General features: G+C 45.7%; 23 protein-coding genes. 20 read left to right on the top strand and 3 right to left on the bottom strand.

Annotated elements, in window-relative coordinates:
* Positions 1 to 26 precede the first annotated feature (26 nt).
* Positions 27 to 908 carry a bifunctional methylenetetrahydrofolate dehydrogenase/methenyltetrahydrofolate cyclohydrolase FolD gene (gene folD, locus ABXT59_RS07295; RefSeq protein WP_443635162.1) on the bottom strand — a complete coding sequence of 294 codons (882 nt, stop codon included), beginning with the start codon at positions 906 to 908 and terminating at the stop codon, positions 27 to 29.
* A 390-nt stretch (positions 909 to 1298) separates the two neighbouring features.
* Between folD and ABXT59_RS07290 the strand changes: the two genes are divergently transcribed.
* The 7 genes from ABXT59_RS07290 (at position 1299) to ABXT59_RS07260 (ending at position 7809) form a co-directional block, all read left to right on the top strand.
* Positions 1299 to 1997 (top strand): corrinoid protein, encoded by a 699-nt coding sequence (locus tag ABXT59_RS07290; protein WP_443635160.1) that lies wholly within the window; start codon positions 1299 to 1301, stop codon positions 1995 to 1997.
* A gap of 26 nt (positions 1998 to 2023) precedes the next feature.
* A complete protein-coding gene (locus tag ABXT59_RS07285; RefSeq protein ID WP_443635159.1) occupies positions 2024 to 2653 on the top strand; it encodes a DUF1638 domain-containing protein in 630 nt (209 codons plus the stop codon).
* The gene (locus tag ABXT59_RS07280; protein ID WP_443635157.1) at positions 2641 to 2937 is read left to right on the top strand and encodes a virulence factor; all 297 of its coding nucleotides are present in this window, start codon (positions 2641 to 2643) and stop codon (positions 2935 to 2937) included. The genes ABXT59_RS07285 and ABXT59_RS07280 overlap by 13 nt, the downstream gene beginning before the upstream one ends.
* A gap of 39 nt (positions 2938 to 2976) precedes the next feature.
* Complete coding sequence (locus ABXT59_RS07275) at positions 2977 to 3918, top strand: hypothetical protein (protein ID WP_443635155.1); 942 nt, start codon at positions 2977 to 2979, stop codon at positions 3916 to 3918.
* Positions 3919 to 3969: 51 nt separating this feature from the next.
* On the top strand, positions 3970 to 4866 hold the full coding sequence (locus tag ABXT59_RS07270; protein ID WP_443635154.1) for a dihydropteroate synthase: 897 nt from the start codon (positions 3970 to 3972) through the stop codon (positions 4864 to 4866).
* Between the two features lie 130 nt (positions 4867 to 4996).
* The gene (locus tag ABXT59_RS07265; RefSeq protein WP_443635153.1) at positions 4997 to 7027 is read left to right on the top strand and encodes an ASKHA domain-containing protein; all 2031 of its coding nucleotides are present in this window, start codon (positions 4997 to 4999) and stop codon (positions 7025 to 7027) included.
* A gap of 8 nt (positions 7028 to 7035) precedes the next feature.
* Positions 7036 to 7809, top strand: coding sequence for a site-2 protease family protein (locus ABXT59_RS07260; RefSeq protein ID WP_443635151.1), 774 nt, complete (start codon positions 7036 to 7038; stop codon positions 7807 to 7809).
* A 71-nt stretch (positions 7810 to 7880) separates the two neighbouring features.
* On the opposite strand, the gene ABXT59_RS07255 is transcribed toward ABXT59_RS07260, so the two are convergent.
* Positions 7881 to 8984: a GlxA family transcriptional regulator gene (locus ABXT59_RS07255; RefSeq protein ID WP_443635149.1), complete on the bottom strand. Its 1104-nt coding sequence runs from the start codon at positions 8982 to 8984 to the stop codon at positions 7881 to 7883.
* A 230-nt stretch (positions 8985 to 9214) separates the two neighbouring features.
* A complete protein-coding gene (locus tag ABXT59_RS07250; protein WP_443635148.1) occupies positions 9215 to 10081 on the bottom strand; it encodes a LysR family transcriptional regulator in 867 nt (288 codons plus the stop codon).
* A 239-nt stretch (positions 10082 to 10320) separates the two neighbouring features.
* On the opposite strand from ABXT59_RS07250, the gene ABXT59_RS07245 reads away from it, so the two are divergent.
* The 13 genes from ABXT59_RS07245 to purF all read left to right on the top strand — a co-directional run bounded on the left by ABXT59_RS07245 (position 10321) and on the right by purF (position 23888).
* Entirely contained in the window at positions 10321 to 10728 is a 408-nt protein-coding gene (locus ABXT59_RS07245) for a hypothetical protein (RefSeq protein WP_443635146.1), read from the top strand.
* 167 nt (positions 10729 to 10895) lie between these two features.
* The gene (gene leuC, locus ABXT59_RS07240; protein WP_443635144.1) at positions 10896 to 12326 is read left to right on the top strand and encodes a 3-isopropylmalate dehydratase large subunit; all 1431 of its coding nucleotides are present in this window, start codon (positions 10896 to 10898) and stop codon (positions 12324 to 12326) included.
* Position 12327: 1 nt separating this feature from the next.
* A complete protein-coding gene (gene leuD / locus ABXT59_RS07235; protein ID WP_443635142.1) occupies positions 12328 to 12966 on the top strand; it encodes a 3-isopropylmalate dehydratase small subunit in 639 nt (212 codons plus the stop codon).
* 64 nt (positions 12967 to 13030) lie between these two features.
* Positions 13031 to 14113: a 3-isopropylmalate dehydrogenase gene (gene leuB / locus ABXT59_RS07230; protein ID WP_443635140.1), complete on the top strand. Its 1083-nt coding sequence runs from the start codon at positions 13031 to 13033 to the stop codon at positions 14111 to 14113.
* Between the two features lie 120 nt (positions 14114 to 14233).
* Positions 14234 to 15346 carry an aspartate-semialdehyde dehydrogenase gene (gene asd, locus ABXT59_RS07225; RefSeq protein WP_443635138.1) on the top strand — a complete coding sequence of 371 codons (1113 nt, stop codon included), beginning with the start codon at positions 14234 to 14236 and terminating at the stop codon, positions 15344 to 15346.
* Between the two features lie 94 nt (positions 15347 to 15440).
* Positions 15441 to 17282 carry a FimV/HubP family polar landmark protein gene (locus tag ABXT59_RS07220; RefSeq protein ID WP_443635137.1) on the top strand — a complete coding sequence of 614 codons (1842 nt, stop codon included), beginning with the start codon at positions 15441 to 15443 and terminating at the stop codon, positions 17280 to 17282.
* Between the two features lie 5 nt (positions 17283 to 17287).
* Positions 17288 to 18139, top strand: a complete 852-nt coding sequence (truA, locus tag ABXT59_RS07215; protein WP_443635135.1) for a tRNA pseudouridine(38-40) synthase TruA — start codon at positions 17288 to 17290, stop codon at positions 18137 to 18139.
* A 104-nt stretch (positions 18140 to 18243) separates the two neighbouring features.
* Entirely contained in the window at positions 18244 to 18924 is a 681-nt protein-coding gene (locus tag ABXT59_RS07210; protein ID WP_443635133.1) for a phosphoribosylanthranilate isomerase, read from the top strand.
* A 96-nt stretch (positions 18925 to 19020) separates the two neighbouring features.
* Positions 19021 to 19905: an acetyl-CoA carboxylase, carboxyltransferase subunit beta gene (accD, locus tag ABXT59_RS07205; RefSeq protein WP_443635132.1), complete on the top strand. Its 885-nt coding sequence runs from the start codon at positions 19021 to 19023 to the stop codon at positions 19903 to 19905.
* Positions 19906 to 19910: 5 nt separating this feature from the next.
* On the top strand, positions 19911 to 21185 hold the full coding sequence (gene folC, locus ABXT59_RS07200) for a bifunctional tetrahydrofolate synthase/dihydrofolate synthase (RefSeq protein ID WP_443635130.1): 1275 nt from the start codon (positions 19911 to 19913) through the stop codon (positions 21183 to 21185).
* Positions 21186 to 21225: 40 nt separating this feature from the next.
* Entirely contained in the window at positions 21226 to 21783 is a 558-nt protein-coding gene (locus tag ABXT59_RS07195) for an SPOR domain-containing protein (RefSeq protein WP_443635128.1), read from the top strand.
* A 50-nt stretch (positions 21784 to 21833) separates the two neighbouring features.
* The gene (locus ABXT59_RS07190; RefSeq protein WP_443635127.1) at positions 21834 to 22343 is read left to right on the top strand and encodes a CvpA family protein; all 510 of its coding nucleotides are present in this window, start codon (positions 21834 to 21836) and stop codon (positions 22341 to 22343) included.
* 24 nt (positions 22344 to 22367) lie between these two features.
* A complete protein-coding gene (gene purF, locus ABXT59_RS07185) occupies positions 22368 to 23888 on the top strand; it encodes an amidophosphoribosyltransferase (protein ID WP_443635126.1) in 1521 nt (506 codons plus the stop codon).
* The last annotated feature ends 1 nt before the right edge of the window (position 23889 follow it).

The following is a 23889-nucleotide window of genomic DNA, read 5'->3' as shown; positions in this document are numbered from 1 at the left end:
GTGTGATTGCCTAGCTTGGCTAGACGTTATACCTTGGGTAAGTCAATGTTGTTGTGGCGACATGCAGCCACCAAGGTGTTAAACAACAAGCAAGCAATGGTCATGGGCCCAACTCCACCAGGTACTGGAGTGATGGCGCCAGCAACTTTATCAGCGCTTTCAAAGTGCACATCCCCCACCAGTTTAGTTTTACCTTCAGCTGTTTCTATGCGGTTGATACCCACATCAATGACTGTGGCGCCTGGCTTAATCCAGTCACCAGTTACCATCTCGGGCACGCCAACAGCTGCCACAACGATGTCAGCCTCACGCACTACGGCTTCGATGTTTTTGGTGCGTGAGTGAACCACGGTTACGGTGCAGCTTTGCTGTAACAAAAGATTAAACATGGGTTTTCCAACAATGTTGGAACGTCCAATGACCACCGCATTCATACCAGACATGTCACTATGGTAGTCTTGCAGCATCATTAGGCTGCCTAGCGGGGTGCAGGGGATCATGCCTTTGCCACCTGTTGATAATAAACCTACGTTTACTGGGTGAAAACCATCCACGTCCTTGGCAGGATCGATGGCTTCGAGTACTTTGGCTGAATCGATGTGCTTAGGCAATGGTAATTGTACTAAGATGCCGTTAATGGCTGCATCATTGTTCATATCATTAATGAGATTGAGCAAAAATTCTTCAGTGGTAGTGACGTCTAGTTTGTGTTCGATCGATGTGATACCGCACTCTTTGGCTTGCTTGCCTTTACTGCGCACGTATACCTGACTGGCTGGATCTTCACCAACGAGAACCACGGCTAAGCCTGGAACCACATTATGGTTGGATTTAATAGTCGCAATTTGACCGGTCATTTTCTCACGTAGTTTGGCAGCGAACTGCTTGCCGTCAATAAGGTGTGCCATGATGGATTAACTCATGTTGGAATAAAAGAAATGGCCCAGTCGTGAAGGAGTCAAGCTTAGGCCCGCCTATTAGCCTTATATAATATCTTAAATCTGGTGCGCATGTTAGGCCGCTAAACGGCGGGTGTTGGGTTGCAATGTAAATACGCACAAACACGCACTTGAATATCATTCAACATACGTGGGTAATACTCAAGTAAGGTAGGGGTTTGCTAGTGCTATACTGGCTGCTAAATAGCTAACGACAAGTCATCTAATGAGTCGCGTTTCGATAATGCATTGTCGTAGGGAAGTTAGCCCAAAATCACCATCCTATATAATCTAGCGCCCTGATACTGCCATTCTATGAAGCCTCATCGTAATGCCAGTGTTAATGCAGGAGTTTAAGCCATGTCTGACGACCAGTATGAAGAAGATCTTGACCTCAATAGCCTTAGTGACGAAGACCTCACCGTACAAATGCATGACGACCTTTATGACGGCATGGAAGATGAAATTGCGGAGGGTACAGAAATTTTATTAGGCCGTGGCTGGTTACCAGACCGTGTACTTAATGAAGCCCTTGTGGGCGGCATGAATATTGTAGGTATCGATTTTCGGGATGGCATCCTGTTCGTCCCTGAAGTATTGATGGCAGCAAATGCAATGAAAGCTGGCATGAAAATATTACGCCCATTATTGGCTGAAACAGGAGCCCTGCCCGTTGGCAAGGCAGTGATTGGAACGGTTAAGGGTGATATTCACGACATCGGTAAAAACTTAGTTTCAATGATGTGGGAAGGTGCTGGATTCGAAGTCATTGACCTTGGCATTAATTGCCCAGTAGAAAAGTACCTAGCCGCTTTAGAAGAGCATAAGCCAGATATTCTGGGTATGTCAGCGCTGCTTACCACTACTATGCCTTATATGAAAGTTGTTATTGATACCATGAAAGAGCAGGGCATTCGTGATGACTTTATTATTCTTGTTGGTGGCGCGCCTTTGAATGAAGAGTTTGGAGATGCCGTTGGTGCTGATGCTTACTGTCGTGATGCTGCAGTTGCAGTAGAAACAGCAAAGAAATTTATCGCTGAAAAGCGCGCTGCTTAGATTAATGTTAGATTATTGTTAGCTTAATGATGCAACCTGCCAGCCTACTTGTGATTACCTGTGGTGCCATTGCGCGAGAAGTGATGGCAGTGGCTAAAAGTAGTGGCTGGCAGCATTTGAAAGTGACACAAATTCCAGCAGAACTGCACAACCGCCCAGAGAAAATCCCTGCGGCAGTGGAAGAGCGGCTCGCAACTTACGCCGCAGATTATGATCACGTGTTTGCCGCTTTTGGCGATTGTGGCACGGGTGGGCAGCTTGATAAAGTGTTGCAACGATACAACATTAAACGATTATCAGGCGCTCACTGCTATGAATTTTATAGTGGCAGTGAAAACTTTGCTGCCATGGCAGAACATGAATTAGGCACTTTTTACCTGACCGACTATCTTGCTAAACATTTTGAACAACTCATCATGGAAGGCATGGGGCTTAATAAACATCCACAATTGATTGAGATGATGTTTGCTCATTACACAAAATTAGTCTACTTAGTGCAGGAACCTAATCGTCAACTTGACCAATTCGCTCAAGCCGCTGCTGCAAAACTAGGCTTAAAGTATGAACGAGTAGAAACAGGCTATGGCCAAATGGCTAAAGAGTTGGCTACTCATTACAGTAACTACACAGAACAGGTAATTAAATGGCCAAGCTAACCATCGTAATGTGGCGTGATATTCCCGCCCAAGTCATTGTTAAGCAAGGACGCAACAGCGCCAAGCGTCCCTTGGAAGAGCGCTTTGAAAAAGCCGTGGATAAAGCCGCTATGCGCGCTGGCCTCTACGGTAGTGATGGTTATTTGTCAGAGTGGAGGCGGGATACGACAGCCTGTGGTGACGACATAGAAGCGATTTTAGAAACCACAGTCAATCAAATACAAACAGACTATACCGAAGAGCGTTTGGCGGTATTAATTGCTGCTGGCGGCATTGCTGAATAATTTATTACGCAACTCATTTTATTTTGTGGAGAAGTACTAATGGCGCTAAATGCTGTCACAGAAAAACAAGCTATTATTGACTTGATGCAAAAAACCACTGTCGAAGTGACCCCTGGTGGGGCGGCTAAAGTGGCAGATTTCAGGCAACTGTTGCGTCCGGGCTGCACTGTATACGTGACCTTTCTTCCAGGATCAGACTTTGCTGACACGGTGAATAGTGTGCGCCGATTAAAAGATGAAGGTTTTAACCCAGTGCCGCACTTTGCCGCTCGATCTATTCCATCAGCCCATTTTTTGGAAGAAAATCTAGCGACACTGCAAGGTGAGACGGGTGTGACCGAAGGATTGTTAATTGGTGGTGGAGTGAACACTCCGGTTGGAGAGTTTGCATCTTCTATAGAGGTGTTACAAACGGGTTTATTTGAAAAATATGGTATTTTGAAAATGGGTCTAGCTGGCCATCCAGAGGGTAGCCCAGACATAAGCCCACAAGACTGTGTCTTAGCCATCAAACAAAAAAACGATTTTGCCAAACAAACGGATATGAGCTTGTACCTAGCCACACAGTTTGTATTTGAAGCTGAGCCTATTTTTGCATGGGAACGCAGTATTCGTGCCGTGGGTAACGAGCTACCCATTCATATTGGCGTGCCGGGTCTTGCCACCATTAAAACCCTCATGCGTCATGCGGCTCACTGTGGTGTAGGCGCATCGGTGCGTTTTTTAACGCGTAATCCCATGAATATGGTGAAACTGGGCCTTAAAGACTCATTCTTAGGCAAGTTCGTTAATGCTCCCTCTTCAGAACCAAGTGAACTCATGCGTGATTTGGTTCAAGGCATGCATAACGACCCTGATTGTTTAATTTCTCAGTGCCATTTATACCCTTTGGGTGGCTTAAAGAAATCAGCTGCATGGATGTACCAAGTGCAAGATGGCCGGTTTGAACTAAGCGGTAAAAGCTTCACAATTAACTCTTAATTTTTGGGCCAGATAACTGGCTTTTATTAGACTATAAAGCAGGAATTTTAAATGACTGATACGATTATCAGCTCCGCTTCTCAAGAAGTGGTTATTGGTTTTGACCGTCCCTTCGCAGTAATTGGAGAGCGCATCAACCCGACAGGCCGTAAGTTATTGGCTGAAGAGATGAAAAATGGCGATTTTAGTCGTGTAGAAGCAGATGCCTTAGCTCAGGTTGCTGCTGGAGCTACTATTTTAGACATTAATGCGGGTATTCCATTAGCTGATGAACCGGCTATTTTGGCCAAAACGATACAACTCGTACAAGCTTTAGTCGATGTACCATTATGCATCGATTCGTCCATTATTGATGCCCTAGAGGCAGGCCTTGCTGTCTACAAAGGTAAAGCTTTATTAAACTCTGTGACTGGTGAAGACGAGTCTTTAGATCGAGTTTTACCCCTGGTTAAAAAATACGGTGCCGCCGTGGTTGCCATTTCTAATGACGAGACTGGAATCTCACAAGATATTAACGTGCGTTTTGAAGTGGCCAAGAAAATTGTGCAGCGTGCTGCTGACTATGGTATCCCTGCTTCAGACGTGGTGGTCGATCCATTAGTGATGCCCGTTGGAGCGATTAATACCTCTGGCCGTCAGGTGATGGAGCTAGTTCACCGCTTGCGTAATGAACTTAAAGTGAACACCACCTGTGGTGCGTCTAACTTTAGTTTTGGTTTACCTAATCGCAATGGCGTTAACTGTGCGTTCATTGCCTGTGCAGTGGCCTCGGGTATGACCTCTGCTATCATCAACCCAATGCATGCTGAAGTGATGTTAGGCGTGCGAGGGGGTAACCTAATGATGGGCCATGACCCAGAATGTAAAGATTGGATTAAAGCCTACCGCGACCCAGCTGCAGAGGGCACTGGTGCCCGGGGTAGCCGCACGGGTCGCCGGCGCGCTTAGGTTATGATTGATGCGTATTAAATAATCAAAAAGGGCCATGCAGGCCCTTTTTTGTGCAAAATTAAACACCATGAACACAGCAGAGCTCAAGTTTAAATTGAGCTCACTATAAACCCATTGAGGTGACCCCATGAGCCAGCCTAACACCGATGAAGCTTTAGTCGTCTTTACTCCTTCGGGCAAGCGCGGGCGCTTCCCAGTGGGAACGCCCTTGTTGCAAGCAGCGCGTTATCTTAATGTGGATATAGATTCCGTGTGTGGAGCCAGAGGTATTTGTGGCCGTTGCCAAATCTTTGTTAGTGAGGGCGAATTTGCCAAATTCGGTATTACCTCCAGCGCGGATAGTTTAGAGCCCATTACTGCCCCTGAACTTAAATTTGCGGAACGCAGGGAACTGAAACCAGGTCGACGTTTAAGCTGTCATACTAAGGTACTCAATGACATTGTGGTGGATGTTCCGGCAGAAAGCCAAGTGCATCATCAAATGGTGCGCAAAGATGCAGAGTTGCACGATATTGCCATCAACCCATTGGTTCGTTTGTACTATGTCGAAGTGCAAGAACCAGACATGCATGACCCCTCTGGTGATTTGAGGCGTTTATTGAATGCCCTAGAAGCCGATTGGCAATTATTGGACTTGTCTTACGATGTGGCTTTATTGGCCACCATACAACCCATTCTAAGAGCCGGTAAGTGGGGTGTAACCGTCGCTGTGCGTCAAGGTGAGCAAATAGTTGCACTTTGGCCAGGTTTAAAAGACACCATTTATGGTGTTGCTGTGGACGTGGGTTCTACCACTATCGCTGCGCATTTATGTAATTTGTCCAGTGGTGAAGTCGTAGCTAGCGCAGGCGTGATGAATCCTCAAATTCGCTTCGGTGAAGATCTAATGAGTCGGGTGTCCTATGTGATGATGAACCCGGGTGGCGAAGTTGACATGACCAACGCCGTGCGTGAGGCACTCAATGGCTTAGTGAAAGACCTGGTCAAACAAGTGCAATGTGAAACCACAGATTTATTAGAAATTACCTTTGTGGCTAACCCCATCATGCATCATTTGTTATTGGGCATTAACCCGGTCGAGTTGGGAGGTGCCCCCTTTGCCTTAGCCACAGACATGGCAGTCAACACCTTAGCTAGCACCCTAGACGTAAAACTTAACCCACAAGCACGGGCTTATTTGTTACCTTGCATCGCGGGGCATGTCGGTGCAGATACAGCGGGCATGGTGCTGGCAGAAGAACCTTATAATCATGATGAAATGACTTTATTGGTCGATGTGGGAACCAATGCTGAAATTGTACTGGGTAATCGACATCGATTAGTGGCGTGCTCAAGCCCAACGGGACCGGCCTTTGAAGGTGCACAAATTAGCTGTGGTCAACGGGCAGCAGCAGGGGCTATTGAACGTATTCGTATTGACCCAATTACCATGGAGCCTCGCTTTCAAGTGATTGGTTGTGAGCTCTGGTCTGATGCTGAAGGCTTTGACGAAGCGACAGTAAAAACAGGCATTACGGGCATCTGCGGTTCGGGTATTATCGAAGTAGTGGCCGAAATGTATTTGGCGGGTGTGGTCACCCAAGACGGTGTCATCGATGGTGGCTTGGCAGCTATGAATGCCCGCATTCAGCCCGATGGGCGGACTTTTTCATATGAAATTATGCCCGCCACGGAAACACGCGGTGCCGTGAAAATCATGCAAAATGATATTCGAGCTATTCAGCTGGCTAAAGCGGCTTTATATGCTGGGGTTAAGTTGTTGATGCAGTATCAACAAGTAGACAAAGTAGACCGCATTCGATTTGCTGGCGCTTTTGGCAGCCACATTGATGTAAAGTACGCCATGGTTCTAGGATTGATTCCGGATTGTGCGCTGGATGAAGTGTCCTCAGCAGGTAACGCGGCGGGTACTGGCGCTCGTATTGCTTTGCTAAACGAGTCATCACGCGCCGAAATTGAACAGGTTGTGCGCAAGATTGAAAAAATAGAAACTGCTGTAGAACCTGACTTTCAACAACTATTTATAGATGCAATGGCTTTTCCTAACAAGGTGGATGCCTTTCCAGAGTTGGAAAAGGTAGTCACTTTGCCACCTATGAAAGAAGCTAAAGCAGAAACTGAAGGGGGCGAAAAGAAACGCCGCCGCCGCAGGAGCTAGTCGAAATTATGCAGACCAATAACCGTGCACGTTTGGGAGTAATAATCGGCATTGCCTTTAAGCTCTTCAAAAGTGTTAAAGTGCTGAAAGTGGCGCTAGTGGCTATGGCCCTATCAGGCTGGACCATCATGCTCAGTTTCGAGTTTGCAGTCACCCTTTTGGCAATTTTAATGTTCCACGAATATGGCCACATGTGGGCTATGAAACGCTTTGGCATCCCCACTAAGGGCATTTACATTATTCCTTTTGTTGGAGGTATTGCCGTAGGTGATCGCCCCAAAACCCATTGGCAAGAACTTTATATTGCCATGATGGGACCTGTTTTTGGCTTAGGCATGAGCGTGGCGTTTTTTATTGGGTTTGTGCTTACGGGTAACCACTTTGTGGGTCTTGTGGCCTCAGTGAGTGCCTTAATTAACCTTGTTAACCTGTTACCCATTTATCCCTTAGACGGTGGTCGCGTCGTGAAAGCCTTGGTTTATTCAGGTCGTAGCCGTTTTATTTATGTTGGGTTAGTGGTTATTTCTGGGTTACTTATTTTTTATAGTTTTACCCATGGCTTTGCCTTAATTGGCTTTTTTGGGATTATGGGTTTGGTGGATTTGTTAGCTGACTGGAAAAGCTTTGGTGAGGACCCCAAACCAAAACTCAACACCTACGGTATAGTTTTTAGTTTAATTTGGTATTTACTCACCGCTGCTGCACTGATTGGCATGATGGTTTGGATTGCTGCCCTCGATTTACCGGGCAGTGAGCTAGCTATGGCGATTCTTAACGCCTAATAAAGCCATTTAACTTTGGGTTTGGTTTTACTGGTGCGCATGGCCAACTCAAAACGGCCCTGTGTTGGGTTTTAAGATCGAGGCCAGTCAGATGGGTGATTGCTTGGTATATCGACATCAAAGGCGATACTTGTGTCTTCTGGGGCGTTATTTGGGGTGTCGTCTGAGACGTCTTCTTTGAGGCTCTGTTCAGCAGCACGCACACTTTGGCCTGGGGAGAAACGGCGCCGTTCTTCTCGCGGCGGGATACCGAAAAAATCTCGGTAGCATTTGGAAAAATGGGGAGCAGACACAAAGCCACAAGCCAATGACACATCAATGATTGATAAGTTAGTTTGTAACAAAAGCTGACGCGCACGGTTAAGGCGCAATTCCAAGTAGTAGCGTGATGGCACGCATTTTAAGTGTTTTTGAAACAGTCGCTCTAGTTGTCGACGTGACACACCAACATACTGGGCCAAATCATCCAAACTAATGGTTTCTTCTAAATTGGCTTCCATCAAAGCCACGGCTTCAATCAATTTAGGCTGGCTATTACCAAGGTGCAAACGTAAGGGAATGCGCTGAGTATCGTGGTGATCACGAATACGCTCCATGATAAACATTTCAGACACCGCAGCGGCCAATTCAGGGCCGTGATGGTTACTGACAAATTGCAACATCATGTCTAAGGAAGAATTACCACCTGAGCAGGTAAACCGATCTCGGTCAATGGCAAATAAATTAGACGACATTAATACATTAGGAAATTCTTCACGCATGCTGGCTAAGTTTTCCCAATGAATGGTGGATTTGTAACCATCCAAAAGGCCTGCAGCGGCTAATAAATAACTGCCTGTGCAGGTTGATCCAATTTTAATCTTAGCATTCGCGGCTTTGCGTAAAAACGTAATGGTATTTTTGTCGTAGGCTCGATCAATAAAAGTACCCCCGCACACAATAACGGCTTCTAGATCATTTAAGTTAAGGTCATTAACATGCAAAGTGGGCGTCACTTCAAAACCAACACTGGCAGTTACAGGAACACCATCCATGGACACAACCTGCCATGCATACAGATCTTGTTTGCTAATATAGTTGGCACCACGGAGACTAGCAACCGCCGATGAAAAGGTCACCATGGAATAATTAGGGATTTGCAAAAAAGCGTAGCGAATCGGTTTTTTGATGGACATGTCTGCCTCTTTTTTTATTTTGGAACGCTCTGCACTAAGATTGATCTTAGCATCAAAGTTGCCCTAATACATTGGCTCGCATTCTAAACTAGGTTTGCCCTATTGGGAACCATAAAATGAGGGGTTATGTGATCTTTTTTCAGAAAATATTAGGCTTTATTTATATTCTCTAAAAGTCCCATGACTAGGCCTTATTACTTACTGTGATGAGTGATAAAAAATAGAACATTTTATGACCCTCGCAACAGGTCCATAAAGGCCACCGTGGCATTGGATAAACTTCGCTGTTGATGCCAAACACAGCCCAACTGTCTGACGATTGGTTTTGCTTGGCTGGCGATAATATTGAGGTGTTGGTTGATTAATGTTTCTGGCAAAACACTCCAACCCATGCCGATACTAACCATCATCCGGATAGTGTCTAAGTTGTTAGTCGACATGGCCACATTTAAAGCTAATTGGTGGGCTGCGAAGCGTGCTTCTACGATGTCGCGGGTAAAGGTATTAGATTTGCTTAATAGGGCAGGAAAACTACTCAACTGATTTAAATCAACCGCACTTTGTAAACTTAAAGGGTGATCGGGTGCCGCTACAAATTGCATCTGATCTTGCCAAATAACCTGTTGCTGTATGTGGGGGTGAGGGTTGGGGTTGAGGGTGATAATACCAAGCTGCCAGCGGCCCTGTAACAGCCCTTCATAAATGACCTCTGATTCGGCAAACTGAATGTCTAACTCTACTTGGGGGTAGCGGGCAATAAACAAGCGCAATGGCGCTGGTAATCGATGCAAGCTAATGTGATGACTGGTGGCAATGCGCAAAGTCCCGCCCACACGGCCTGATAAGTTAGTCAATTCGTTGGCACTATCTTCCATCGCCTGCAAGATCACTCGCGCCTTAGGCAATAAGTGTTGCCCAGCCATGGTTAGGGACACGGTGCGGCCAATGCGATCAAATAAGCGAGTTTTTAGTTGTTCTTCAAGCTTTACAATGCGTTTGCTTACGGCCGGTTGTGTGAGGAACAGCTGGTCTGCCGCGCGTGAAAACGAGCGTTGTTCTGCGACCACCACAAAGGCTTTTAATGCCAAACTATCCATGGCTGAAGAATACCTGTTTGCACTCTAAAACGGAATTTAAAACTTTTATACACTCAGGGCGAGCAAATATAGCTTTCGTGAACTAAAACAAATGGGTAGCGTTGGCGTTGACTAGCACCAGACCCCGCAGGCTCAAAAGAAAGCACTAAAGAGCCGGCCTCCCAGCATGGCACTAGCAGTGAGTTAGCTATGAGCTCAGAAAAGCAGCCAAGCATGGCATCCATCAAAGGCAGCTAAGCATGAAAATCAAACAAAGCTGGAAAAGCATCAAGCTAATCGCAAGGCGGCAATACCCAAAAATTATTTACTTAGTCATGAGTGGTTCGGCACAAGCGATTGAGCCAACCCATGAGCAGCTTTTGCTAGATTCAGCGATCGATCACTCAGCAGCAGGTCGTGCTTTTAAATGTGATCCCTACGCATGGATTCACACCAGAGGGTTTGCTCAACGTTACGGCATGGGAAAGCGTTGGCTTGACCATTCCCTCAATAGCGTTGATCCAGCCAGAGGCAGCAATGCAACTATAAACAAAACAAAAAGCTTAGATTGGGTGTGGTTGACTGCCATTGACCCCTATATGTTGTCTTGTAGTGATCATTTCAACCTTGATGACTGTCACCGTGTAGCTCGCATTACCAAGCAGTAAAGTGAATAGGCTGCTGTGCTAGATTTAAAGTTATACCTGCTATGTTGATAGATTGTATTATCTTTTAAAATTACCAAATGGAATGGAAATATAAATTAATTGGAATTAGAGTTATGCTTTGGCTAGGGTTATAATACTACCACTTTAATCTGTGCTCAGGAAACCACATGGCCAGTAAAACTCTTTATGACAAGTTATGGGATGCCCACCTTGTTAGCCAACAAGACGATGGCAGTTGTTTGATTTACATTGATCGACACCTATTGCACGAAGTCACCTCACCCCAAGCCTTTGAGGGCTTGCGTATTGCAGGCCGCAAGCCATGGCGCATTGACACTAACTTAGCCACCCCAGATCATAACGTACCGACCACTTTTGACGAGCGGGTCATTGGTGTGGAGGGTATTACCGACCCTGTATCTAAGATTCAAGTGGTGACCTTGGGTGACAATTGTGATGAGTTTGGTATTACCGAATTTAAAATGCAAGATGAGCGCCAAGGCATTGTACATGTGGTGGGCCCAGAGCAGGGCGCTACTTTGCCCGGTATGACTGTTGTGTGTGGTGATTCCCATACCGCTACTCATGGCGCTTTGGGGGCATTAGCCCACGGCATTGGAACTTCAGAAGTGGAGCATGTGTTGGCCACTCAGTGTTTGATTCAAAAAAAATCTCAAAACATGTTAGTGCGGGTAGATGGTGTACTCGGCGATGGGGTCACGTCTAAAGATGTGGTGTTGGCTATTATTGGTGTTATTGGCACCGCTGGCGGCACGGGTTATGCCATTGAATTTGGTGGCCAAGTGTTTGAAGACATGACCATGGAAGGCCGCATGACGGTGTGTAACATGGCCATTGAGGCAGGTGCACGCGTGGGTATGGTGGCAGTAGATCAAACCACCATTGACTATGTTAAGGGGCGTCCCTTTGCGCCCTCAGGAGCGAACTGGGATTTAGCTGTGAGCGCTTGGCAAGACTTACACTCTGATACTGACGCTGAGTTTGATCATGTGGTGGTGCTAGACGGTGCCAGTATGGCACCCCAAGTCACCTGGGGTACTTCGCCAGAAATGGTGGTGCCTGTATTTGCCAGGGTGCCTAACCCTGCTCAAGAAAAAGATGAGGTAAAAGCCTCGGGTATGACTCGCGCTCTTGAATATATGGGGTTAACTGCAGGTCAGGCCATCACTGACATTCAATTAGATCGTGTATTTATTGGCTCTTGTACCAATAGCCGCATTGAAGACCTGCGCGCAGCAGCCTCGGTAGTGGAAGGGCATCAGGTGGCAAAAACGTTGAAGCAGGCCTTGGTGGTGCCAGGTTCCGGTTTGGTGAAGGCGCAAGCCGAAGCTGAGGGTTTGCATACCATTTTTACTAATGCAGGGCTTGAGTGGCGTGAACCTGGCTGTTCTATGTGTTTGGCCATGAATGCCGATAAATTAGGGTCAGGTGAGCATTGTGCATCGACCTCGAATCGTAATTTTGAAGGTCGCCAAGGCTTTGGTGGACGTACTCATTTGGTTAGTCCTGCAATGGCCGCTGCGGCCGCCATTGCAGGGCATTTTGTTGACGTTCGCGAGTTTAAGGGAGCCTTATAAGATGCAAGCATTTACTCAATTAAGTGGTATAGCCGTGCCTCTAGATCGTGCTAATGTCGATACAGACATGATTATTCCTAAGCAGTTTTTAAAGTCGATTAAACGATCTGGCTTTGGTCCTAATTTATTTGATGAATTACGTTACCTTGATGAAGGTCAACCTGACCAAGATTCTACGCAAAGGCCGATAAATACTGACTTTGTGCTTAATTATCCACGCTATCAAGGTGCTAAGATACTCTTAGCAAGGCAGAACTTTGGTTGTGGGTCAAGCCGCGAACATGCCCCTTGGGCGTTACTCGATTTTGGTGTTTCATGCGTTATCGCCCCAAGCTTTGCTGACATTTTTTATAATAACTGTTTTAAAAATGGCATCTTACCCATTACCCTATTGGATGAGCAGATGGATCAATTGTTTGAAGATGCACAAGGTCAACTTGGGTTCGAGTTAACGGTGGATCTTGAGACAGGATTAATTACTGGCGGTAGCGCAGGCGACATTGCATTTAGTGTTGATAGTTTCAGGCGCCATTGTTTATTGCACGGTTTGGACGATATTGGTTTAACTTTAGAAAAAACCAGTCAGATTAAGCGCTACGAACAAAAGCGTCAGCAGCAGGCACCTTGGTTGTTTGTTTAACACGCACCCAAGGATTTAAATACCCCATAAAACAGAACAGAGATAACACAACAGAGATAATGACATGACACATAATGTATTGGTTTTGCCTGGTGACGGTATTGGCCCAGAAATTGTGGCTGAAGCTGAAAAGGTGCTGCATGCAGTGGATCATAAATTTGATTTAGGTCTTAACATTAGTCGTGCATTAGTCGGTGGCAGTGCCATTGATGCTACAGGTGGCCCCCTGCCTGAAGCCACCTTAACCGCCGCTAAAGCGGCAGATGCGATTTTATTAGGTGCCGTGGGCGGGCCTAAGTGGGATGCTTTGGATATGGCCATTCGCCCAGAAAAGGGTTTATTGGGCTTACGTTCTAACTTGAACCTATTTGGTAACCTGCGGCCGGCTATTTTGTACCCACAGTTGGCCGATGCGTCGAGTTTAAAACCTGAAATTGTATCAGGCTTAAATATTCTCATTGTGCGTGAGCTCACTGGGGGTATTTATTTTGGCCAACCGCGTGGCATTCGGGTATTGGATAACGGTGAACGCCAAGGTTACAACACTTATGTTTATGCAGAATCAGAGATTCGGCGCATTGGTAAGGTGGCTTTTGAAGCAGCTCGAGCCCGCAGTGGTAGGTTGTGTTCGGTCGATAAAGCCAATGTATTAGAAGTGACGGTGCTGTGGCGCGAAGTGATGGATGAGATGGCAAAGGACTACCCAGATGTCGAACTCAGTCATATGTATGTAGACAATGCCGCCATGCAGTTGGTGCGTGCGCCGAAACAGTTTGATGTCATGGTCACTGGCAACATGTTTGGCGATATATTGTCTGACGCAGCAGCGATGCTCACGGGTTCGATTGGCATGCTGCCCTCCGCCTCCTTAGATGAATCAGGCAAAGGCATGTATGAACCCTGCCATGGTTCGGCTCCAGACATTGCGGGTCAAGGTAAAGCTAACCCATTGGCTACTATTTTATCAGCGGCTATGATGCTGCGTTATACTTTAAACCAAGGTGCTGCGGCTGATGCCATTGAAGCTGCTGTGAGTGTGGTGTTAGATCAAGGCCTGCGCACAGAGGACATAAGTTCCCTAGGTAACCAAACAGTGGATACTAAATCCATGGGTGCTGCCGTGGTTTCTGCGTTGGTTAAGGGTTAATATAACGGTCTTTATAAAGGTTGTTATATAGGTTCTTATATAGGCTGGTAAAGTAGCCTTTATGCAATATCTTTGACATACATTTTTAGCACATATTTTTAATACACAGGGTTGAAGCAAATGAAGCGTGTAGGACTCGTAGGTTGGCGTGGCATGGTTGGGTCAGTATTGATGCAGCGTATGCAAGAAGAAAATGATTTACAGATCATCGAACCGATATTCTTTACCACCTCTCAGGCTGGCCAAGCGGCGCCTGACTTTGGTGTAGATACACCGGTTTTGCAAGATGCCCACGACATTGACACCCTTAAAACCATGGATATTATTATTTCATGTCAGGGTGGTGATTATACGGATCGTGTATATGCCCCCTTGCGTCAGGCTGGTTGGAAAGGCTATTGGATCGATGCAGCGTCTAGCTTGCGCATGCAAGATGCCAGTGTGATTATTCTGGATCCAGTTAACCGTGGTATGATTGATCAGGCCTTAGCTCAGGGTAAAACCGATTTTATTGGTGGCAACTGCACTGTCAGCTTAATGATGTTGGCTTTAGGTGGTTTATTTGCTGCTGACCAGATTGAATGGATGTCAGCCATGACCTATCAATCAGCTTCAGGTGGAGGCGCTCGCCATATGCGAGAACTGCTCAATCAAATGGGTTACATTAACCAATCTGTGGCAGGTGAGTTGGCTAATCCGGCGTCTGCCATTTTAGACATTGATCGCAAAGTTTCAGCTGCCATCAATGCCGGTGACAATGATGCCAGTCAGTTTGGTGCGCCTTTAGCTGGCAGTTTGATTCCTTGGATCGACTCGCAGTTAGATAACGGCCAAAGTCGTGAGGAATGGAAGGCTCAAGCCGAAACTAACAAAATATTGGGTCGCACTAATAAGATTATTCCAGTAGATGGCTTGTGCGTTCGGGTAGGTGCTATGCGCTGTCACAGTCAGGCGTTAACCATAAAAATGAAGCAAAATGTGCCTATGGACGAGATTGAAGACATGCTTGCCAAGGCCAATGATTGGGTTAAAGTAATACCAAATGATCGTGAAACGACCATGTCTGAACTGACCCCAGCGCGGGTGACAGGAACTATGGATGTGCCTATAGGGCGTTTACGTAAGCTCAATATGGGGCCTGAATATTTATCAGCATTTACCGTAGGTGATCAACTTTTGTGGGGTGCAGCAGAGCCTTTGCGCCGGATGTTGCGAATTTTGTTAGATACATAAATGTGTTAACGTTTAAAAAAGGCGCTCAGGCGTTTTTTTTTGTAGCCCCAAGGCTGCGACAATGGTGGTTCTTTCGGCTGGAGTAGGCGTAAACATGATATCCATAACCTTGAAGCGAGTAATTTATTTGCTTGGTTTCACTAGTATTTTTTTAAGCGCAAACGTGCAAGCGATTGCCTTAGGAAAAATACAGTTATATTCGACCCAGCAGCAGTCTTTGCAGTTACAGGTAGAATTGGTAGAGGCAGAAGGTGTTTTGCCAAACTCGATGGCCGCTCGGGTGGCAGGACTGGCGCAATTTATGGCAGCCAATTTACCTTACCAACAATGGTACTCGCAGCTCGATGTCAAAGTTGTTGAGAAAGAGGGTCGTTATTTTATTGAAGTATTTGGTCAACAACCAGTGGAGCAAGCAACGCTTGATCTTATTTTTGAAGTCGATTATCTGGGTGGCCGGTTATTAGCCGAATATGCCGTCACACTCCCGCCTTTTGGTAGCCCTATAACCATTAATGAAAGCCCCATACAACCTACTCCGGAGCAGGAAGCAACACCCATAGAAACATTAGAAGCTGAGGTTGTGCTCGAAGAAGCTGTGGCGCAATTAGTGGCATCTCAGGCTGAAACCACTAAATTAGACACGGTTGTTGTTGCACCGCCCCTAGTGCTGGTTAAACCAGGGCAAACTTTATGGCGTATTGCAGTCAATAATAGTCCCCAAGGCATCAGTCCTTGGCAAACCTTAATAGCCCTTTATAAAGCTAATCCTTTGGCTTATAAGGATGGTGATATTCGTCAATTGTTAGTCAATAGTCAGCTGCGCTTGCCCACGCCTGAAGAAGTTAACGCCCTCAATGCTAAACAAGCAAAAACGGCTTATGACGCTTTAATTCCAGCCCCCGTTAAGAAAACACCAAAGCCTGCAGTCACCACCCCAAAAACTGCTAATGAAACTGCGTCTAATCAACCTTTAACCACTGACTTATTAAAAGTTGAGCAGGATAAACTTAAACTGTTATCCACTCAGTCCCAAGCGCTGGAAGAAGAAGTTAAAAGTCTGCAAGCTGATTACAAAGAGGCAGTCACGCAACAAGAGTTGCTAGCCACAACTAATGAGAATTTAGTTCAAGGTGTGGCTGTACAAGAGCAAGGTATTAAAGAACTTAATACCCAGAGAACTCAGCTAGAAACCAACATGCTGAGCCTAGATCAGCAGTTTGAATCTACTCAAGCTGATCTAAACAAGGCAGAGCAAGATCTAGAAACGGCCAAACAGGAGTTGTTAGCAACGCAAGAAAAGATTGATATGGCAGCACAAATTGAAGAAGAAAACAGCCAATATGACCAGTTTTATGCGTGGCTTGATGTTGCTAAAATCTGGGCATTTATATGGGCACCTGCACTGTTTGGCATGACCTTAGTTTGGTGGTTGATTCGGCGCAGAAAAAATAAAACCACACCACCAATCACACCAGAGATTGCAGATGCAGAGACTGTGAGCCTAGAGCCTTTGACTGACTATGACTCTGCGCCTAGTGCTAAACAAGCTGATTTGCATACAGGGGCTAAAAAAATGCAAGGGGGCATGCCAGAGCGCAGCTTTATTGAAGAGTTATTGCGTGAGCAAGAGCGAGAAGAAGCAGAGTTAGCGCGGCAGGGTTTTAGCTCTGAAATTCAAGATGACCAATTACACTTGTCGACTGACATAGAGGCCATGTTAACTGGCCAAAGGCATATGCATAACCAAGCTGATGAGCCTTTGGAATACCTAACCCATGAGGAAGAAATGAACACCAAGTTAGATTTAGCCTCAAGTTACCGCGATATGGGTGAGATTTCTCAAAGCAGGGCGATCTTGCAAGAAATCATGCAGCAAGGTAACCGCCAACAAAAAGCGCAAGCACAAGCTTTATTATCTAGCATTAACAAAGCCTAATTGATATGAGTACATTTTTTAAAGCCGATGCATCTGAGTTTTTGGCCCATGGACATCAGCGCATTGCCTTAGGAGTGGCTTATAACGGTCGTCATTATCATGGCTGGCAACGCCAGCCCCATGGTCATATTAGTGTACAAGAAAAGCTTGAAGATGCCCTCACTAAGGTGGCCAACGAGCCTATTAAAGTCATGTGTGCAGGTCGCACAGATGCGGGAGTGCATGCCAGCGCGCAAGTAGTTCATTTTGATACTTTGGCACAAAGACCTCTGCGAGCATGGACCCATGGTGGCAATATGAACTTACCTGATGATGTTGCTATCCAGTGGGCACATCCTGTGGGTGAAAAATTTCATGCACGCTTTGCTGCTTCAGCCCGCAGGTACCGCTACGTGATTTATAACCATCCCATGCGGCCAGCTTTGATGGACAAAGAAGTCAGCTGGAACTATCGACCCTTAGACGTGAACCAAATGCAAACAGCTGCTGACTACTTGCTTGGAACCCACGATTTTAGCTCCTTTCGAGCGTCTGCCTGTCAGGCCAATAACCCCATTCGAACCATTCACCATCTTAATGTTGTTGCTGCTGGGAATTACATTGTTTTAGACGTTCGTGCTAATGCTTTTTTACAACATATGATTCGAAACTTGGCTGGGTTGCTGATGAAAGTTGGTACGGGTGAAGCAGCCCCAGAATGGGCCTTAGAAGTTTTAATGGCGAAGGATCGAGGGGTCAATGCAGCCACTGCGCCACCATATGGTTTATACTTTGTAGATGCTGAATATGATACAAGTTTTGGCTTACCAAAGGGGCCCTTGGGGCCACATTTTTTGGTGCCTTGGATGAATGCTTAAAAGAGTGTCTTAATAAACTCAAATAGTAATCCCTCGGGTTGATTTATCTGCTAACATTGACCTCCATACCTTGGCACCTTACTGAATAATAACAGCGACTCATTTTGACTCAATCTCGCGTAAAAATATGTGGCCTTCGCCACGCAGACGATGCAGTTTTCGCTGCCCAAGCTGGAGCGGATGCCATAGGCTTAGTGTTTTATCGGCCCAGCCCTAGGTCTGTAGACATCGACACGGCGGCAGAGATTGCACGGGCCTTACCTCCTTTCGTGTCCTGTGTAGGCTTATTTGTGGATGCGACTGCAGCAGACATCGATGAAATCCTTTCCCAAGTCCCTCTCTCTTTATTACAATTTCACGGCCAAGAATCAGCGCAATTTTGTGAGCAATTTCAGCTACCTTGGATTAAAGCTGTGAGAATGCGTGACAAGATTAACCTACATCAACAGCGTGAATACTATAGCGCAGCTCAGGGTTTGTTACTTGATGCCTATAAGACAGGTGTGCCAGGTGGAACAGGTGATCAATTTGATTGGCATCGTATTCCTAACGACATTGCTGCCGATGTCGTCTTAGCTGGAGGTATTCATGTGGGTAATGTAAGGCAAGCGATACAACAAGTTAAACCTTGGGCGATTGATGTGAGTGGCGGTGTTGAAAGCCACAAAGGTGTGAAAGATCGTGCTAGAATTGCCGCTTTTATGGGCCAAGCAAAGCCCTATTGGTCTGACGTATCTGCGTCTTCATCAAACCATAACGGAGTAAAAGGGAACCTGAATGACTAGTGTAAAAGTCATCAACAGGGCGCCAAGCCATACATTTAATGGCTCAATAACTATAATATTTTAATGCCGTGATTAAAGGTCACGACGGGGGAAGCTATGAGTAGCTGGTTAGATAAAATTGTACCTGCGGGTATTTTGACCAACTTAGGTAATAAAGATCGACGTAGTAACATTCCAGAAGGCGTATGGAAGAAGTGCCCCAAGTGCGCAGCGGCTTTGTATAAACCAGAATTAGAAAAAAATTTAGAGGTGTGCACCAAGTGTGAACATCACATGCGAGTCACGGCTCGCAATCGGTTGACCATGTTTTTAGATGCTCATTCTGGTGCCGAGATAGCAGCAGAAATAGAGCCTGTTGATAAACTTAAGTTTAAAGACGTAAAAAAGTACAAAGATCGCTTAACTGCAGCTCAAAAAGCCACTGAAGAAAAAGATGCACTGGTGGCAATGAAAGGTAAGTTAGGAGGGTTAGATGTAGTGGCTGTGGCCTTTGAATTTAACTTTTTAGGTGGGTCTATGGGTGCAGTCGTGGGCGAACGCTTTGTTCGAGCAGCTAATGTGAGTATGGAACAGGGCATACCTATGGTGTGTTTCTCTGCTTCTGGCGGCGCGCGCATGCAAGAAGCCTTAACCTCTCTTTTTCAAATGGCAAAAACCAGTGCTGCTTTAGAAAAGCTTAAACAACAGGGCATTCCCTATGTCTCGGTACTGACAGACCCCGTTTATGGCGGCGTATCAGCTAGTTTAGCGATGTTAGGTGATGTAAACCTTGCAGAACCTGGCGCACGCATGGGTTTTGCTGGGCCGCGGGTCATTGAACAAACTGTGCGTGAAACCTTACCAGAAGGCTTTCAAAAGAGTGAGTTCTTACTGGATCATGGTGCCATTGATATGATCGTACCTAGGCATGAAATGCGCACCACTGTGTGCCGCTTATTAAGTGCCATGACGCAGCAACCAGCTCCTGTAATTGAAGCCTAACCTTGATGTCACAAACACTCTCTTTTGACTATGCTGATGATTGGCTGACTTGGTTAGAACTTCAGCACCCAAGCCATGAAATAGACATGGGACTCGAGCGTATTCGACAAGTGTCAAAACGCTTACTTCGTGACGAACCCATAGCTAAACAGGTCATTACCGTTGCTGGTACTAACGGCAAGGGCTCTAGTGTGGCGTTTTTAACTGCTATTCTAGAAGAGGCTGGATTATCCTATGCCAGCCTTACCTCACCCCACTTTGTGCGCTTTAATGAACGTATTCAGTTGCAAGGTGAACCGGTTGATGACACGGCCTTATGTGCTAGCTTTGAGCGTGTTAATCGAGCTCGTTATGATGTAGCGGGTGTGGCGACGGTGCTGACTTACTTTGAGTTTAATGCGCTTTTAGCCTTTGACCTCATGCAACGAGCAGACATTGATGTTGCGGTGTTAGAAATTGGTCTCGGTGGCCGCTTGGATGCGGTTAATCTGATTGATGCTGATGTCGCTGTGGTGACCAGTATCTCGGTTGATCATGTAGACTGGCTCGGTGATAATGTAGAGCTTATTGGACGGGAGAAGGCGGGTATTTACAGGGCCCATAAACCTGCCATTGTCGGAGCCTTAGATTGCCCCACTTCGGTGGCCCAATATGCTCAGGAAATTAATGCCCAATGCATGCGAAACGGGGTTGATTTTAAAGTTGAAAATAATACATGGAGTAATACTCTAGGCTTATCCATTGATCTGCCTGAAACTAATCTACCGCCCATGAATAGGGCTGCAGTGGTGCAGGCAATTAGTTGTTTAAGCTTTGAGATCAAGGCGGCTGATATTGTTTTAGGTTTGCGTAAGGCACGCTTGCAAGGTCGTTTTCAAAGGCTTGAATGGCAAGGTAAACAACTGATTTTAGATGTGGCTCACAACCCACAAGCCGCACAAAATTTGGCGGCGACCTTAGACAAAGAAGTGTGCGAAGGTAAAACTATTGCTGTATTGGCCATGTTGGGTGACAAAGATTACCAACAAGTTATTAAGGTGCTCAGCACAAGCTTCACTCATTGGATGCTAGCCAGTAGTGAGGGTGTGCGAGGCTTGTCGAGTCTGGAACTTGCTAATCAATTGGCCTTGAATGGTGTGGCTTCTAACAGTGTTATTGAACATGACACGCCGCTCCACGCTTTTACCCAAGCTGTAACTATGGCGTCTAAACAAGATCGGATTGTTGTGTTTGGCTCATTTGTTACCGTCGGTGCAGTGCTGGCTTTAATTGAGTCCTAAACCGATTATTATACCAAAGGAAAAAATAGTGGAGGCAACAGTGAAACATCGTATTGTAGGTAGTTTAATACTGTTAAGTCTGGCGGTGATTATTTTACCATTTTGGTTAGATGGGGCGGGTTTGCAAGAATATAAAACCATGCAGCAACCACTGATACCCAAAGCTTCTGAGTTAAGTCTTGATGTGGCCTCAGTGGCTGTTAATGGAATCAAAAAACTTGACCCGAGCGATTCAGAAATTCTTCAATTAGGTCCTATTCCTGCAACAGATAAACCACCAATCAAGTCCAAACAGACTCAACGAGCAGTAAAGCAAGCTAAACTTGACCCCAACAATGGCGTGCTTAACGCACAGGGTCTACCTGAAGGTTGGGTCGTGCAGTTAGGTAACTTTGGCAATCGTGCTAATGCTGCTCGACTCAGAGACAAGGTGATTAAAGCAGGCTTTGCTGGTTATATGGTGCCCAATGGTGATTTATTTAAGGTGCTTGTAGGACCAGAATTAACGCGACCCAAAGCCGAAGCTTTGCAGGAAAAGTTAAAAAGTAAATTTAAAATGGCGGGTATGGTCACTCTGTATGAAATTGAAAAGCCCTAAGATGTTAATCTCATTAAGTTTATTAACCCCTTAGTTAATTAAGGTCATTTATGGAAAGCCTCAACGTTTTTGACTGGATACTCATTGCTATTATTGTTATTTCTAGCGTGTTTGGATTATTGCGTGGTTTTGTTAAGGAGTTATTGTCCTTGGCAAGTTGGGTCGCTGCTTTTTTTGTCGCGCGTTTATTTTCTTTTAAATTAAGCAATTTTATGATCGATTGGATTGATCAGCCTCAGTTTCGTGTGATTGCTGCTTTTGTCATTTTGTTTGCCATCACTTTAGTGGTTGGTGCCTTAATTAATAATGTTTTTTCTCGTTTAGTTTCGGCGACTGGCTTAACTAGCACTGACCGTTTGTTTGGTATGGTATTTGGCATTGTACGTGGTGGTTTGTTAGTTATTGTCATGGTGTCTTTGTTGTCACTGACGCCCGTCAGTAATGATCAATGGTGGCAAAGTTCTTTAATTATTCCTCACTTCGTCTTAGTCGATGAGTGGTCCTATAAAATGTCTACTAGTGCTTCTGGTCTATTGGATATGTTGCAACCGGCGCTCTAGCAGCGTTGTAATGAGGGTATACGCATGTGTGGTATCGTTGGTATTGTAGCCAAATCTTATGTGAATCAGGAAATCTATGATGCCCTGACTTTTTTGCAACACCGTGGCCAAGACGCAGCAGGAATAGTAACTTGCCATGATGGTCGATTTTTTTTACGCAAGGATAATGGCTTAGTAAGGGATGTGTTTCGCACTCGCCATATGCGCCGTTTAGTGGGGAATATGGGTATTGGCCATGTGCGTTATCCCACAGCTGGTAGCGCAAGTGCTGCCGAGGCCCAGCCTTTCTATGTAAACTCACCTTATGGTATTGCCTTAGCGCACAATGGCAATTTAACTAATACCGCGGAGCTTTCAAAAAGCATTTTTAAATCTGATCTACGCCATATTAATACTAATTCAGATTCGGAAGTACTGCTTAACGTATTTGCTCATGAGCTTCAACGTTTAGGTCAATTAGTGCCCAGTGAAGAGGATATTTTTTACGCTGTGCGTCAGTTACATCGGCGTTGTTTGGGTGGCTATGCCGTGATTGCTATGATCACAGGTATTGGCATTGTGGGTATGCGTGATCCATTTGGTATTCGGCCCTTATGCTATGGCAAGCGAGAATCAGCACAGGGTGCTGAGTATATGGTGGCGTCAGAAAGTGTGGCTCTAGATTCTGCTGGCTACACCATGGTGCGCGACCTTGCTCCTGGTGAGTGCATATATATCACCGAAGCAGGAGAAGTATTCACCCGCCAGTGTGCCGAAGCACCGGTCTTGTCACCTTGCTTATTCGAATATGTTTATTTAGCTCGTCCAGATTCTGTCATGGATGGTATTTCTGTTTACAAGGCCCGTTTGAAAATGGGTGAATACCTAGCTGATCAGATTCTTCGAGATTGGCCAGATCATGATATCGACGTCGTTATCCCTATTCCTGATACCAGTCGCACTTCTGCTGTGGAACTTGCGAATAAATTGGGAGTGAAGTTACGTGAAGGCTATATTAAAAATCGTTATATCGGCCGCACATTTATTATGCCTGGGCAAACTCAACGGCAAAAATCAGTGCGCCAAAAACTGAACCCAATTGAACTTGAATTCCGTGGCAAAAATGTGTTGTTGGTGGATGACTCGATTGTGCGGGGCACGACCTCTACTTTAATTATCGAAATGGCCCGAGAAATGGGTGCCAAGAAAGTTTATTTTGCTTCTGCTGCGCCGGCTGTCCGGTTTCCCAACGTCTATGGCATTGACATGCCTTCTGTAGACGAATTAGTTGCCCATGGCCGCACTGATGCCGAAGTAGGAGAGATGATCGGTGCCGATCGTATGATCTACCAAGATCTAGAGGATCTGATCCGTTCAACTCAGGGGGGTGGTAGTGATATTGCAAGCTTTGACTGCTCCGTATTTGATGGCAACTATGTCACAGGTGATATCGATGACGCTTATTTAGCCGGTTTGGAAGCACTCAGAAATGATGATACGATGAAAAAAATAAACGTCATAGACGACGATGTTTCTTTGGCGACTAATATGCAAAGCAAGCTGTGAC

This window comes from Candidatus Njordibacter sp. Uisw_058 (genome assembly GCF_047730065.1).
Classification (GTDB): Bacteria; Pseudomonadota; Gammaproteobacteria; order Pseudomonadales; family Balneatricaceae; genus Njordibacter.
Note: the sequence above shows the minus strand (reverse complement) of the source record. Positions and strands in the feature narration are given on the sequence as shown.

Coding starts and splice junctions, on each gene's coding strand:
- ABXT59_RS07250 (WP_443635148.1), bottom strand. CDS start 10,081: ATGGATAGTTTGGCATTAAAAGCCTTTGTGGTGGTCGCAGAACAACGC.
- ABXT59_RS07290 (WP_443635160.1), top strand. CDS start 1,299: ATGTCTGACGACCAGTATGAAGAAGATCTTGACCTCAATAGCCTTAGT.
- ABXT59_RS07285 (WP_443635159.1), top strand. CDS start 2,024: ATGATGCAACCTGCCAGCCTACTTGTGATTACCTGTGGTGCCATTGCG.
- truA (WP_443635135.1), top strand. CDS start 17,288: ATGAGTACATTTTTTAAAGCCGATGCATCTGAGTTTTTGGCCCATGGA.
- ABXT59_RS07265 (WP_443635153.1), top strand. CDS start 4,997: ATGAGCCAGCCTAACACCGATGAAGCTTTAGTCGTCTTTACTCCTTCG.
- ABXT59_RS07190 (WP_443635127.1), top strand. CDS start 21,834: ATGGAAAGCCTCAACGTTTTTGACTGGATACTCATTGCTATTATTGTT.
- ABXT59_RS07220 (WP_443635137.1), top strand. CDS start 15,441: ATGATATCCATAACCTTGAAGCGAGTAATTTATTTGCTTGGTTTCACT.
- leuB (WP_443635140.1), top strand. CDS start 13,031: ATGACACATAATGTATTGGTTTTGCCTGGTGACGGTATTGGCCCAGAA.
- ABXT59_RS07255 (WP_443635149.1), bottom strand. CDS start 8,984: ATGTCCATCAAAAAACCGATTCGCTACGCTTTTTTGCAAATCCCTAAT.
- leuD (WP_443635142.1), top strand. CDS start 12,328: ATGCAAGCATTTACTCAATTAAGTGGTATAGCCGTGCCTCTAGATCGT.
- ABXT59_RS07270 (WP_443635154.1), top strand. CDS start 3,970: ATGACTGATACGATTATCAGCTCCGCTTCTCAAGAAGTGGTTATTGGT.
- leuC (WP_443635144.1), top strand. CDS start 10,896: ATGGCCAGTAAAACTCTTTATGACAAGTTATGGGATGCCCACCTTGTT.
- folD (WP_443635162.1), bottom strand. CDS start 908: ATGGCACACCTTATTGACGGCAAGCAGTTCGCTGCCAAACTACGTGAG.
- accD (WP_443635132.1), top strand. CDS start 19,021: ATGAGTAGCTGGTTAGATAAAATTGTACCTGCGGGTATTTTGACCAAC.
- ABXT59_RS07245 (WP_443635146.1), top strand. CDS start 10,321: ATGAAAATCAAACAAAGCTGGAAAAGCATCAAGCTAATCGCAAGGCGG.
- asd (WP_443635138.1), top strand. CDS start 14,234: ATGAAGCGTGTAGGACTCGTAGGTTGGCGTGGCATGGTTGGGTCAGTA.
- ABXT59_RS07275 (WP_443635155.1), top strand. CDS start 2,977: ATGGCGCTAAATGCTGTCACAGAAAAACAAGCTATTATTGACTTGATG.
- folC (WP_443635130.1), top strand. CDS start 19,911: ATGTCACAAACACTCTCTTTTGACTATGCTGATGATTGGCTGACTTGG.
- ABXT59_RS07280 (WP_443635157.1), top strand. CDS start 2,641: ATGGCCAAGCTAACCATCGTAATGTGGCGTGATATTCCCGCCCAAGTC.
- ABXT59_RS07260 (WP_443635151.1), top strand. CDS start 7,036: ATGCAGACCAATAACCGTGCACGTTTGGGAGTAATAATCGGCATTGCC.
- purF (WP_443635126.1), top strand. CDS start 22,368: ATGTGTGGTATCGTTGGTATTGTAGCCAAATCTTATGTGAATCAGGAA.